Consider the following 12,429-nt stretch of genomic DNA (forward strand, 5'->3'; position numbering starts at 1 on the left):
GGATCCGGGCGGGGGCCAGACGCGACGAGGCGTCGAGCACGACGTTGAGCTTGGCGACGAGTCGGGGGACAATGGTCGTGAGGTGAGCGGGATGGTCATCACCCTCGGCATGGTCGCGCTGGTGATGTTCTGCGCCCTGACGTCGGTGGTCGTCGCCGTGCGGCAGCGCCCGAAGAAGGAGCCGCTGCCACCCGTGCTCCTCGCCCTGGAGCTGGCCCGGCTGGCCGAGCACGTGCGCGAGGTCGAGGCCGGCAACCAGCCGTGGAAGGCCGAGCGGCTGGCCGCCAGCACCCTGGCCTACGACCTGGCGTTGCGGGACTACTGCCGCAGCGTCGAGCTGCCCGTGCCCGAGGGCCGTGGAACGTTGTCCCGCAGCGAGCGCTTCGAGATGGAGTCGGCCCTCATCACCCACGGTCACGACTGGTAGCCCGGCGCACCGCGCAGGGCGGGCGTCCTGCCGCCCGGCCCCAGCCCGGCCCCAGCCCGGCCCAAACCCGACTTATTGCGCATTTGTGCACCCTTCCAGCGGACGTTCGCCGTCCCGGGTCCGTGCACAAATGCGCAAAAAGTCGTTCTGCCTCCGGAGGCGGCGGGGCAGGAATAGCCTCCGGTCATGACGAACGCCTCGCTCGACCGTCGCAGTCTCCTCAAGGGCGTGGCCGCCGCGGGCGCGGCCCTCGCCGTCCCCCGCGTGTTCGACCCGGCGGCCGCCGCCGCGCCGGCGAGCAAGGGCATCTTCGGCTACGGCGTCGCCAGCGGCGACCCGACCGCGGACGCCGTCGTCATCTGGACCCGGGCCACGCCGCCACCGCGGCGCAAGGGCGACCCGGTCGCCGCTCCCGGCAGCGGCCTGGGCGCGCCCCTCCCCGTGCGCTGGCAGGTCTCCCGCGACGCCCGTTTCACGCGGGTCGTGGCGCACGGCACCGTGATGACGAGCCCGGACACCGACCACACCGTCAAGGTCGATGTCCGGGGGCTCGACCCCTACACCCGCTACTTCTACCGCTTCCAGAGTCTCGGAGAGTTCTCCGGGACCGGCCGCACCCAGACCGCCGGTGACGTCGCCGGCGAGACGCACGCCCTCCGGCTGGCCCTCGTCAGCTGCAGCAACTACACGGGCGGGTACTTCACGGCCTACCGCTCGATCGCGCAGCGCGACGACCTCGACTTCGTCCTGCACGTCGGCGACTACCTCTACGAGTACGGCAATGGCGCCGACCGCTACGGCCCCGAGTCGCTCCGGGGCGTGCGCGACAGCCAGCCCGCAACGGAGACGATCGACCTCGAGGGCTACCGCCTGCGCCACGCCCTGCACAAGGCCGACGCGGACCTGCAGGCCGCGCACCGGCAGCACCCGTGGATCACGATCTTCGACGACCACGAGGTCGCCAACAACGCCTGGGCCGCAGGGGCCGGCAACCACCAGGGGTCGGAGGGCGACTACCTGGCCCGCCGCGCGGAGGCCATGCAGGCGTACCTCGAGTGGATGCCGTTCCGCCTCCCCGACCAGTCGCAGGACACCCCGCACCGGGGCACCCGCTTCTTCAAGCGGTTCACCTTCGGCGACCTCGGCGACCTGTCGGTCCTCGAGACCCGCCAGAACCGCAGCCTCCAGGTCACCGTCCCGGGCGTCCCGTTCGACGGCTTCGTGCCGATCGGGGTCAACCCCGCCATCGACGGCGCGATCGCGCACCCGGCGCGGCACCTGCCCGAGCCGGAGCAGCTCACCTGGGTCAAGGACGGCCTCGCGGAGCAGGGCCGTCGCTGGCACCTCTTCGGCAACCAGGTCATGGTCTCGCCGGTCCTCTACCCGGGCGCCGCCCTCGGGGCCCCCGGCTTCACGTTCGTCAACGCCGACCAGTGGGACGGCTACACCGCCGACCGCACGAACCTCCTCACCCACGCGGCCGCGCAGCCCAGCGCCGACGCGGGTGACATGGTCGTGCTCACCGGCGACATCCACGCGTCGTTCGTCTGCGACCTGCCCGTGGCCTCGGCCCCCGGCAGCCCGAGCTACACCTCCGCGGGCGTCGAGTTCGTCTGCCCCAGCGTGACGAGCGACGGGTTCGTCGAGGTCCTCGCCGGCACGCCCCAGCTCGCCGGCCAGCCGCCGGAGGTCGTCGTCGGTGCCACCCGTCAGGCCATCGGCGCCGCCCAGCAGCTCAATCCGTGGCTGCGCTACATCGACGGCATCTCGCACGGTTTCGCGGTCATCGACGTGACGCCCGAACGCGTCCAGGCCGACTACCACCACACCCCCGTGCCGACGAGCGCCCGGCCGGACCCGCGCATCGTGTCGACGATCGAGCCGACCTACGCCCGCAGCTTCCAGACCCTCGCCGGCAGCCGCCGCGCGAGCGCGGCCAGCGGCCCGGTCGGCCCCCGCTCCGACCGTCCCGCGGGTGACTGACCCACTGACCCGTCGGCTCAGGTGAGGTCGAGGAGCAGGAGCGCGGCCCCCCACGTGGCACCGGCGTGCACCGCGCCGAACGTCGCGATCCACCCCCAGGCCGGTATGCCGGTCAGCCGGCTGAGCACGACCGCGTCACTTCCCGGGTCGCGCCGGCCCGCTGACGCGACCGCGCCGAGGTGGCGCCAGCCCCCGACGATGAGCACGAGCCCGGTGGCGGCGACGACGAGGGCCTGGACCTCGTTGTCGCGCCACCACCACAGCGCCCCGATCCCGGCACCCGCGGCGAGCACGGCGAAGAGCGTCCCCGCGGAGCGCACGAAGACGAGCACGACGGCGAGGGTGAGCAGGCACGCGAACAGGAGCGTGGCGGCGTACCCGGTGGAGACGGCATACAGCATGAGCAGGCCGACGAGCGGCGGGACCGGGTAGCCCGCCCACGTCGTCGCGACCCGGCCGACACCGCGGGCGGGTCCGACGGTGACGGCGTGCCCGGACATGTCGCCGCGGACGACGAACCCGGTGAAGCGGCGGCCGGAGAGGACGCCGACGACGGCGTGGCCGAGCTCGTGGACGAGCGTCACGGCGATCCGCAGCCGCAGCCAGAGCGCCGGGGCGAGGGCGACGAGCAGTGCGACGAGGACGGCGAGGACGAGCGCGCCCGCTGCCAGGCCGGGGGTCGCGGCACCCAGGCGCGCGGTCAGCTCGGCGGGGACGTCCATGGCGCGAGAACGTAGCCGCCGAGCCTGTGACCGGTGGTCAGGTTCGAGGTGCGGTCTGCTCGATGTGCGTCGCGAGCCGCGCGCGGAGGTCGTCCGCGGCGCGCGACCGCAGCAGGGCGAGGAGCTCCTCGTGCTCGCGGACGAGCCCACGCAGGTGCGTCGCGGTCGTGACCTCGCCGAGGCGGCCGAGCCTCACGAACGCGCCGAGCTGGGCGAGCATCCGCGAGAGCGTCGGCATGCGCGCGGCGCCGGCGAGCGCCAGGTGGAACTCCTCGTCGAGGCGCAGGAACGTCTCCGCGTCCCCGGCGTCAGCGGCGCGACGCTGCTTGAGCACGAGCAGCTCGAGCCGGTCGAGGTCGTCGTCGTCGCGGGTCGTGCAGGCGTGCACGGCGGCCGCCCCCTCCAGCGCGACCCTCAGGGTGGTGACCTCGCGGCGGCGGGCGGGGGAGACGTCGACGACGAGGAGCTGTCGGCGCGGCCCGGGCTCCAGGAGGCCGTCACTCTGCAGGCGACGCAGCGCCTCGCGGACCGGGGTGCGCGAGACCGCGTGCTGCCCGGCGAGGACCACCTCGTCGAGCGGCGCGCCGGCCGGCAGCGCCCCCGACACGATGTCGGCGAGCACCGCCTGCCGCACGCGCTCGGCCTTGGTCGACGACCGCGTGGTGGAGACCTCGGTGGTCACGCGACCTACTTCGCGAAGATCTGCGACTCGTCGGCGAACGCCTTGAACTCCATCGCGTTGCCCGCGGGGTCGAGGAAGAACATCGTCCACTGCTCGCCCGGCTGGCCCGCGAACCTCAGGTAGGGCTCGATGACGAACCTCGCCCCGGCCGCCTTCATCTTCTCGGCGAGGTCGTGGAAGTCGCCGGTGGCGAGCACGGCGCCGAAGTGCGGCACCGGGACCTCGTGGGCGTCGACGTGGTTGTGACCGGCGGGGCCGGGGTGGACCGCGACCTCGTGGGTCACGACCTGGTGGCCGTAGAAGTTCCAGTCGATCCACTGCTCGGCGGAGCGCCCCTCGGACAGGCCGAGCACGCCGCCGTAGAACGCCCGGGCAGCGGCGATGTCGTCGACGGGGACGGCGAGGTGGAAGCACGGGCGAGCGGTCACGGCATACTCCTTGTTTGTTGTGTGCAAGTCAGTCGAATGTATACAAGTGTTCGTCAGACCGCAACGGCGTACCGTCGACGGCGTGACCTTCGACGTCGCGAGTGCGGCCTACGACCGCTTCATGGGGCGCTACTCCGCGCCGCTGGCGACCGAGTTCGCCGGCTGGGCGGGGGTGCGCCGGGGCGACCGGGTGCTCGACGTCGGCTGCGGGCCGGGGGCGCTCACCGGGGTCCTCGTCGAGCGGGCCGGGGCGGCCCACGTCGTCGCGGTCGACCCGTCGGCGCCGTTCGTCGACGCGTGCCGGTCGAGGTTCCCGCTCGTCGAGGTCCACCGCGTCCCGGCCGAGCAGCTCCCGTTCGCCGACGGGATCTTCGACCACGCCCTCGCGCAGCTCGTCGTCCACTTCATGCAGGACCCCGTCACCGGGCTCGCCGAGATGGCCCGGGTGACGCGGCGCCACGGCCAGGTCGCCGCGTGCGTCTGGGACCTCGCCGGTGACCGCTCGCCGCTGAGCCCGTTCTGGTCGGCGGCCCGGCGGCTCGACCCGCGGGTCGTGGACGAGTCGGAGCGGGCCGGGGCGCGCGAGGGCCACCTGGCCGAGCTCGCCCTCGAGGCCGGTCTGCTGGAGGTCGAGGCCGCGGAGCTGTCGGTGACCGTGGCCCACCCGGACTTCGAGGAGTGGTGGGAGCCGTACACGTTCGGGGTCGGGCCGGCGGGCGACCACGTCGCCGCCCTCGACCCGGCCGGGCGGGAGGAGCTGCGCGAGGAGTGCCGACTGTGCTTCCCGGACGGTCCGTTCGAGGTCACGGCGGTGGCGTGGGCGGTCCGCGGGCGGACGTGACCGGCACCCGGCCTTGTGTGCGCACGGGTCGCACGACAGGCTGGGCAGGTCAGCCACCTCGACGATCCAAGGAGAACGCCATGGCAGGAACCACCCGCACGGCCACGAACCACTGGGAGGGCGACCTCCTCACCGGCAACGGCCAGGTCACCCTCGAGTCGTCCGGCGTCGGCACCTTCGACGTGAGCTGGCCCTCTCGCGCCGAGGAGGCGAACGGGAAGACCAGCCCCGAGGAGCTCATCGCCGCGGCGCACTCGTCCTGCTTCAACATGGCCTTCTCCGGCGCCCTGGCCAAGGCCGGCACCCCGCCGACCTCCCTCGACACGACCGCCGCCGTGACGTTCGTGCCCGGCACCGGCATCACCGGCATCGTGCTCTCGGTCGTCGGCGCCGTCCCCGGCATGTCCGCCGAGGACTTCCAGGCCGCGGCCGAGGGCGCCAAGGAGGGCTGCCCCGTGAGCCAGGCGCTCAAGGCGGTGCCGATCAGCCTCGAGGCCAGCCTCTCCGAGTGAGGCGAGTGACCCTGCGCACCTAACTCGCCAATTCCTCGGGTTCGGCACGCGCCGGTCGGTCCGGGCGGGCGGGGGTCGCCCCCACCCGCCGGGCGACCTCCATGGCGGCCCGGCGTGCGGCGCGGCTCGCCCCGATGGTGCTCGCCGAGGGTCCGTACCCGACGAGGTGGACCCGCGGGTCGCGGGCGGCCGTCGTGGCGGCCTGCACGTTGCCGGGCACGCGCAGGAGCGGGATCCCGCCCTGCGGCCCGCGCAGGCCCAGCGGGTCGAGGTGGTCGACGGCCGAGCGGAAGCCGGTCGCCCAGAGGATGGCGTCGGCTCGCTCGAGCGTCCCGTCGGACCACCTCGCCCCGTGCTCCTCGAGGCGCTCGAACATGGGGCGCGGGTCGTCGTACGCGCCGAGCCGCGCCGCCGCCTGTTCCTGCTCGCGCAGCATGAGGCCGGTCGCGCCGACGACACTCGTCGGGGGGAGCCCGGCGACGACCCGTCGCTCGACCTCGGTGACGACCTGCAGGCCCGTCTCCGGCCCGAACTCGCCCGTGCGCCACTGCGGTGGTCGGCGGCTGACCCACACGACGTCGGCGACGGGTGCGAGCTCGCCGATGAGCTGGACCGCCGATGCCCCCGCGCCGACGACGACGACCCGCCTGCCGCGCAGGTGCTCCGCGCCGGGGTAGGTGGCCGTATGGAACTGTTCGCCGGCGAAGTCGGCCACCCCGGGGTGGTCGGGCCAGTTCGGCCGCGTCCACGTCCCGGTGGCGTTGACGAGGGTGCGGGTCCGCCACCGGCGGTCCCCGGCGTGGACGACGAGCAGGTCGCCCTCGCTCGTGACCGCGGTGACGTCGACGGGCCGCTCGACCGGGACGTGCTGCCGCTGCTCGTAGTCGGCGAACCAGCTCGGGACCGCGAGGTTCGCCCGCTCGCCGGACCGGGCCGGTGCGGGCTGGCCGGGGAGGTCGGCCACGCCGTGGACGTCGTCCATCGTCAGGGAGTCCCAGCGGTGCTGCCACGCCCCGCCGGGTGCCGGGTTGGCGTCGAGCACGAGGTGGTCGACGCCTCGGTGGGTCAGGAAGTGGGACGCGGCCAGACCTCCCTGGCCGGCACCGACGACGATCGAGTCCCAGACGTCCACGTCGCGTCCAACGTCGCAAGCCGGCCCCGTATGCCGGCCCCGGCGTCGGCCACGCCGGCGCCGGCCTGCGGGGGGCACCCGGCGTGGGCGGACGGCATACGGTGGCCTTTGGCAACGAACGCGTCACGAGCCCGCAACAGAAGGGGTGTGGTTCGGTCGAGACTGCCAACTGACCGGGTCACCCTTGGGCAGGTGCTGCCAGTGAGGGTCCTTGGCCCGACGCAACAGACTTTCGGGCACACCGAGTGACCGACCCCCGCCCCCATGCGTCGGTCCCGTCCACCAGAGGACTCGTCATGACCGTTCTGCGCTCCCCCCTCACCGCCTCCACCGCCACGGGACGCCTGACCCGTCGCGCGGCCACGACCCTCGCCTTCGCCTCGATCTCCGCGCTCGTGCTCGCCGGGTGCGGCGGCAGCGACGACCCCGAGGCCAGCACCGGGGACGGTGACGGAGGTGGCGACAAGCAGGTCATCGCCGCCATCTTCTCCGGCCCCACGAACGACGCCGACTACAACGCCATCGGCCTCAGGGCGCTCAAGGCCGCCGAGTCGGCCGGCGCCGAGATCTCGTTCAGCGAGAAGGTCGCCGTCACCGACGTCGAGGCCCGCCTCACCGAGGCCGTCGGCGACGGCGCCACGGTCGTGTGGACCCACGGTTCGCAGTTCTACGACGCCACCGCCAAGGTCGCCAAGAACAACCCGGACGTCAACTTCATCGCCGAGTACGACGGCCTCCCCAAGGACCAGCCGGCCAACGTCTGGACCATCGACCGCCAGTTCCACCTCGGCTTCTACGGGATGGGTGTCTTCGCCACCAAGCTGAGCAAGACCGGCACCATCGGCTACGTCGGTGGCCTCTCCCTCCCGTTCTCGATGGCCGAGGTCCACGCGATGGAGCAGGCGATCGAGGACTCCGGGGCGAAGGCCACGATCAAGCCGGTCTGGACGGGTGACTTCAACGACGCCGCCAAGGCGCAGCAGTTCACCACCCAGCTGCTCGGCCAGGGTGCCGACGTCATCGTCGGCTCGCTCAACGTCGGCTCGACCGGGACCTTCCAGGCGTTCGAGGGCCGACCGGCCGGCGACGGCTGGGTCACCGCCAAGTACACGGACAAGTCCGCGGCCGCGGGCGAGCACTACGCGGGCAGCCTCGTCTACGACTTCGACAAGCCGCTCGCCGAGGTCCTCGGCAAGATCGGCGGCGGCGAGGAGAAGGGCAACTACCTCCTCGGCTTCGACACCGGCGTGACGATCGAGATGTCCGACAGCGTGCCCGCCGACGCGAAGGCCGCCGTCGACAAGGCGATGGAGGACGTGAAGTCCGGCGCGGTCAAGGTCGAGCTCAACACCGCGAAGATCGGCTGACCGTTGCTCCGGATGTCCGGGATCCGGAAGACCTTCGGGCCGGTCGTGGCTCTCGACGGGGTCGACTTCACCGTCGCAGAACGCGAGATCCACGGCCTGCTCGGAGGCAACGGGGCCGGCAAGACCACGCTGATGAACGTCCTCTACGGCCTCTACGCGCCGGACTCGGGGACGGTCTCCGTCGACGACCGCGAGGTCGAGATCCGCTCGCCCCGAGACGCGATCGCCCACGGCATCGGCATGGTCCACCAGAACTTCCTCCAGGTGGACGTCTTCACCGTCGCCGAGAACATCGTCCTCGGCACGGACTCCTCGACGCTCACCGCGGCGGACGGCTCGTCGCAGACCCCGGCGCAACGGATCACCGAGCTGTCCGAGCGGTTCGGCCTCACCGTCGACCCCAGCGCCCGCGTCGCCGACCTGCCGGTGGGCGTGCGTCAGCGCGTCGAGATCCTCAAGGCGCTCTACCGCGGCGCGCGCATCCTCGTCCTCGACGAGCCCACGACCAACCTCACCCCGCAGGAGGTCGACGACCTCTTCTCCTCGATGCGCGCGATCGTCGACGACGGGATGTCGGTCGTCCTCATCACGCACAAGATCCGCGAGACCATGGAGGTCTGCGACCGGATGACGATCATGCGGGACGGCCGGTGGATCACCACGGTCGACAAGGCCGACACCACGGCCGATGACCTCGCCGCGACGATGATCGGTGAGGTCGCCGGTGGGGACGCCGAGGCGGCCGCGCTGGCCGAGGCGGCCCAGGTCGCCCTCGGTGAGGAGGAGCTCGGCGAAGCCACCCTGACGCACGCCCTGCCGGGTGCGCAGAAGGCTCCGTCCGGGGGAGCGGCCGCGGGCACGGTGACCCACACCCCTGCACGGGTCACCGTCCGCGGCCTCACCGTCGCAGGGTCCGGCGGCAAGCCGCTCGTCGACGACGTGTCGCTCTCCCTGCGACCGGGGGAGATCCTCGGCATCGCCGGTGTCGCCGGCAACGGCCAGGGCGAGCTCGCGGAGGCCCTCACCGGCACCCGCACCGCGACCGGCTCGCTCGTCGTCGACGGCGAGGAGCTCGTCGGGCGTCCCACCGCGACGTGGCTGCGCCGCGGCGTCGTCTACGTCCCCGAGGACCGTCAGCGCGACGGCATCCTCCCCGGGGCGGGCATCACCGAGAACCTCGTCCTCGGGTCGCACCGGACCCGTTCGCGGGCCGGGATGATCAACTGGCGCGCCGCGCGCAGCGAGGCCGTCGAGGCGATCAAGGAGTTCAACGTCAAGACGCCCAGCGCCGCGACACCCTGCGGCCAGCTCTCGGGCGGCAACATCCAGCGCGTCATCCTCGCGCGGGCGTTCGCCCACGAACCCACGCTGCTCCTGCTGCACAACCCCACGCGCGGGCTCGACATCCGCTCGACCCAGTTCGTCTACGACCGGGTGCGCCGCGCCGCGGCCGACGGGTGCGTCGTCATCGTCATCTCGGAGGACCTCGACGAGGTGCTCGCCCTCGCGGACCGCGTCACCGTCGCCTACTCCGGCCGGCTCGTCGGCGAGTTCGCCCGCGGCGAGGCCAACCCCTACGACCTCGGTCGCCTCATGACAGGAGTGGGCGCGTGAGCAACGACGTCACCGAGAACCCGGGTGCCACCGAGGTCACCGACGTCGCCGTCGCCCCGCCGCTGTCGCAGCGCGCCAGGTCCTTCGCGTTCGCCGCCATCCCGTATGCCGTCGCCGTCCTGGCCGCGTTCGTCGTCGTCGGCATCATCATCACCGCGCTCGGGCACGACCCGACCGAGGCGTTCCGGGCCGTCCTCACCAACTCGTTCCGGAACCAGACCGGTTTCGTGCAGACCCTGCACAAGTGGGCGCCGCTGACGCTGCTCTCGCTGGCCTTCGCGATCCCCCTCGGTGCCGGCCGGTTCAACATCGGCGGGGAGGGCCAGATGATCCTCGGCACCGTCGGTGCCGCCGCGGTCGGCATCACCATGTCCGAGCTGCCCATGGTGATCCTGCTGCCGCTCGTCATCCTCGTCGGCATCCTCGCCGGTGCGGTCTGGGCGGCGATCTCGGCCTGGCTCATGGAGTCCTTCAAGATCAACGAGATCCTCTCGACGGTGCTGCTCAACTTCGTGTCGTTCGAGGTGCTGGACTACGTCGCCTCCGTCGTCTGGTCCGACCCCGGCGCCGGTGGCGCCGTGACCCTGCCCGTCGGCGAGGGCGCCGTCCTCCCCGGCATCGGCCGACCGCCGATGCACACCGGCGTCCTCATCGTCGTCCTCGTCTCCGTGGTCGCCGCCGTCATGGCCAAGCGCAGCGTCGCCGGCTTCGAGCTGCGCGCCGTCGGGCTCAACGAGCGGGCGTCCAGGCTGCACGGCATCCGCACCGGCCGCGTCGCCGTCACCTCGATGGTCGTCGCGGGTGCCCTGGCCGGCCTCGCCGGGGCGATCGAGGTCGCCGGGGTGCACCAGCGCACGCTCGAGGGCGTCCAGTCCAACTTCCTGCTGCTCGGCATCATCATCGGGCTCATCGCCCGCGGCTCCCTCACGGCCGTCCCGTTCGTCGCCTTCGGCATCGCCGTCCTCGAGGTCGGTGCCGGCTCGATGCAGCGGGTCTCCGGCGCGCCGGTCGAGATCGTGCTCATCCTCGAGGGGCTCATCCTGCTCTTCCTCCTCATGTCCGACGTCGCGACCGAACGGTTCCGACGGGCACGAGCCTCACGCGCCGCCAAGGGAGCACTCGCATGACCGAGTTCCTCACCCTCACGATCACGGCGATGGTGCCGTTCCTCTTCGTCGCGCAGGGGACGATGCTCAGCGGCCGCGCCGGCATCTTCAACGTCGCCCAGGAGGGGCTCATGCTCCTCGGTGCCGCGGTCGGCTACCTCGTCTCGCTCAAGATGGGCGGCAACGTCGTCGGTCTCATCGTCGCCGCGCTCGCGGGGGCCGTCGTCGGCTTCATCCTCTCGTGGGCGACGACCTCGCTGCGGCTGGACCAGTTCGTCGTGGGCCTCGCCCTGTTCTTCCTCGCCGGTGGCACGGCGTCGCTGCTCTACCGGATCGTCATCGGCGACGACGAGCCGCCGCGCATCAAGCCGCTGCCGGACCTCGTGCTCGGCCAGGACGCCATGGTCTTCGTCGCCATCGGGCTGTCGGTCTTCCTCTGGTGGTGGCTCTACCGCACCGACGCCGGCATGCGCCTGCGCTCGGTCGGCGAGAACCCGAAGGCGGCCGACTCGCTCGGCATCAACGTCGCCCGGACCCGCATGTGGGCCGGCACGGTCGGGGCGGCCCTCATGGCCGTCGGTGGTGCGTACCTGCCCATGGTCTTCTCCGGCGTGTATGCCGACGGGATCGTCGCCGGTCGCGGCTGGCTCGCGATCGCGCTCGCCTTCTTCGGTGGCTGGCGCCCGCAGTTCATCCTCGCCGGCGCGGCGTTCTTCGCCGCCATGGACGTCCTCGCCCAGCGCGCCCAGGTCTCCGGCATCGGCATCCCGCACCAGTTCGTCTCGATGCTCCCCTACCTCGCGACGCTGCTCGTCATGGTCTTCGCCCTCCGCTGGGCCCTGGTGCCGCAGTTCCTCGGCAAGAACTACGACCGCGAGTCCCGCATCGTCGGATAGCGGCCGTTCGCCCACGTCGGCGCGGGTCGAGCCAGTAGGTTCGCCGGGTGCTGAACACGGGTCGGCAGGGTTCCCGCAGGGGTGGGCGGATCGTCGTCATCGCCCTGTGCCTCGGCGCCCTGGCGCTGTCGCTGTTCGGCGTCCTCGGGGTCGTGGCGCTCACCGCCATCGCCGTGTCCTCGGACGCGGGCCCGTCCGTCTCGGCGAGCACCGTGGCACCGTCAGCGACGCCGTCGACGTCCCCCACGTCGGCCGCCGCCTCGGCCCCCACCCCAGCCCCGGCCCGCCCCCGCGCGGCCGCCGCCGTCCTCGTCCCGGTCGTCGGCGTCACCGACGGCGACACGATCAGGGTGCGGATCGATGGCACGACCGAGCGGGTCCGGCTCATCGGCATCGACACTCCGGAGCTCACCGGGGGCGAGTGCTGGGCCCAGAAGGCGGCGAGCAGGATGCAGAGCCTCGTCCAGAGCCGGTCGGTCCAGCTCGTGCTCGACCCCAGCCAGGGCGACCGCGACCGCTTCGGACGGCTGCTGCGTCACGTCGTCACGCAGGACGGCACCCTCGTCGGGACGGCGCTCATCGAGGGCGGCTTCGGCAGGGAGTACACCTACGCCAAGCCCTACCTGCACCGCGACGCCCACCTCGCCGCGCAGCAGCGGGCCAGGGCCGCCGGGCTCGGGGTGTGGAGCGCCGCGTGCGCCGCCCCGGCGGCCGCCCCT

General features: G+C 72.7%; 13 protein-coding genes. 9 read left to right on the plus strand and 4 right to left on the minus strand.

Features of this window, described 5'->3' with window-relative positions:
• The first annotated feature begins 91 nt into the window (after positions 1-91).
• On the plus strand, positions 92-427 hold the full coding sequence (locus tag N801_RS14335; protein ID WP_035939168.1) for a hypothetical protein: 336 nt from the start codon (positions 92-94) through the stop codon (positions 425-427).
• Positions 428-613: 186 nt separating this feature from the next.
• A complete protein-coding gene (locus N801_RS14340) occupies positions 614-2,410 on the plus strand; it encodes an alkaline phosphatase D family protein (RefSeq protein WP_035939172.1) in 1,797 nt (598 codons plus the stop codon).
• A 17-nt stretch (positions 2,411-2,427) separates the two neighbouring features.
• Here the strand turns inward: N801_RS14340 and N801_RS14345 are convergent, their stop codons facing one another.
• From N801_RS14345 to N801_RS14355, 3 genes are read right to left on the minus strand one after another with little or no spacing between them, the layout of a single operon-like run.
• On the minus strand, positions 2,428-3,132 hold the full coding sequence (locus tag N801_RS14345) for a M50 family metallopeptidase (RefSeq protein ID WP_035939174.1): 705 nt from the start codon (positions 3,130-3,132) through the stop codon (positions 2,428-2,430).
• 37 nt (positions 3,133-3,169) lie between these two features.
• Complete coding sequence (locus N801_RS14350; protein ID WP_035939176.1) at positions 3,170-3,814, minus strand: GntR family transcriptional regulator; 645 nt, start codon at positions 3,812-3,814, stop codon at positions 3,170-3,172.
• Between the two features lie 5 nt (positions 3,815-3,819).
• On the minus strand, positions 3,820-4,242 hold the full coding sequence (locus N801_RS14355; RefSeq protein WP_035939178.1) for a VOC family protein: 423 nt from the start codon (positions 4,240-4,242) through the stop codon (positions 3,820-3,822).
• 82 nt (positions 4,243-4,324) lie between these two features.
• Between N801_RS14355 and N801_RS14360 the strand changes: the two genes are divergently transcribed.
• The gene (locus N801_RS14360; RefSeq protein ID WP_035939228.1) at positions 4,325-5,083 is read left to right on the plus strand and encodes a class I SAM-dependent methyltransferase; all 759 of its coding nucleotides are present in this window, start codon (positions 4,325-4,327) and stop codon (positions 5,081-5,083) included.
• A gap of 80 nt (positions 5,084-5,163) precedes the next feature.
• Positions 5,164-5,595 carry an OsmC family protein gene (locus tag N801_RS14365; protein WP_035939179.1) on the plus strand — a complete coding sequence of 144 codons (432 nt, stop codon included), beginning with the start codon at positions 5,164-5,166 and terminating at the stop codon, positions 5,593-5,595.
• Positions 5,596-5,614: 19 nt separating this feature from the next.
• Here N801_RS14365 and N801_RS14370 read toward each other — a convergent pair whose 3' ends face one another.
• Positions 5,615-6,727 (minus strand): NAD(P)-binding domain-containing protein, encoded by a 1,113-nt coding sequence (locus tag N801_RS14370; RefSeq protein ID WP_052113094.1) that lies wholly within the window; start codon positions 6,725-6,727, stop codon positions 5,615-5,617.
• Between the two features lie 296 nt (positions 6,728-7,023).
• Here N801_RS14370 and N801_RS14375 point away from each other — a divergent pair, with 296 nt between their 5' ends.
• From N801_RS14375 to N801_RS19875, 5 genes are all read left to right on the plus strand, one after another.
• Complete coding sequence (locus tag N801_RS14375; protein WP_035939182.1) at positions 7,024-8,094, plus strand: BMP family ABC transporter substrate-binding protein; 1,071 nt, start codon at positions 7,024-7,026, stop codon at positions 8,092-8,094.
• A gap of 12 nt (positions 8,095-8,106) precedes the next feature.
• Complete coding sequence (locus N801_RS14380) at positions 8,107-9,708, plus strand: ABC transporter ATP-binding protein (protein WP_035939185.1); 1,602 nt, start codon at positions 8,107-8,109, stop codon at positions 9,706-9,708.
• Positions 9,705-10,835: an ABC transporter permease gene (locus tag N801_RS14385; RefSeq protein WP_035939187.1), complete on the plus strand. Its 1,131-nt coding sequence runs from the start codon at positions 9,705-9,707 to the stop codon at positions 10,833-10,835. Before N801_RS14380 ends, N801_RS14385 begins: the two co-directional genes overlap by 4 nt.
• Complete coding sequence (locus N801_RS14390) at positions 10,832-11,710, plus strand: ABC transporter permease (RefSeq protein WP_035939189.1); 879 nt, start codon at positions 10,832-10,834, stop codon at positions 11,708-11,710. Before N801_RS14385 ends, N801_RS14390 begins: the two co-directional genes overlap by 4 nt.
• 47 nt (positions 11,711-11,757) lie before the next feature.
• Positions 11,758-12,429: thermonuclease family protein (locus N801_RS19875; RefSeq protein ID WP_211254739.1), on the plus strand; the 672-nt coding region annotated here is incomplete at its 3' end.

Origin of the sequence: Knoellia aerolata DSM 18566 (assembly GCF_000768695.1) — a bacterium.
GTDB classification, from domain to species: domain Bacteria; phylum Actinomycetota; class Actinomycetes; order Actinomycetales; family Dermatophilaceae; genus Knoellia; species Knoellia aerolata.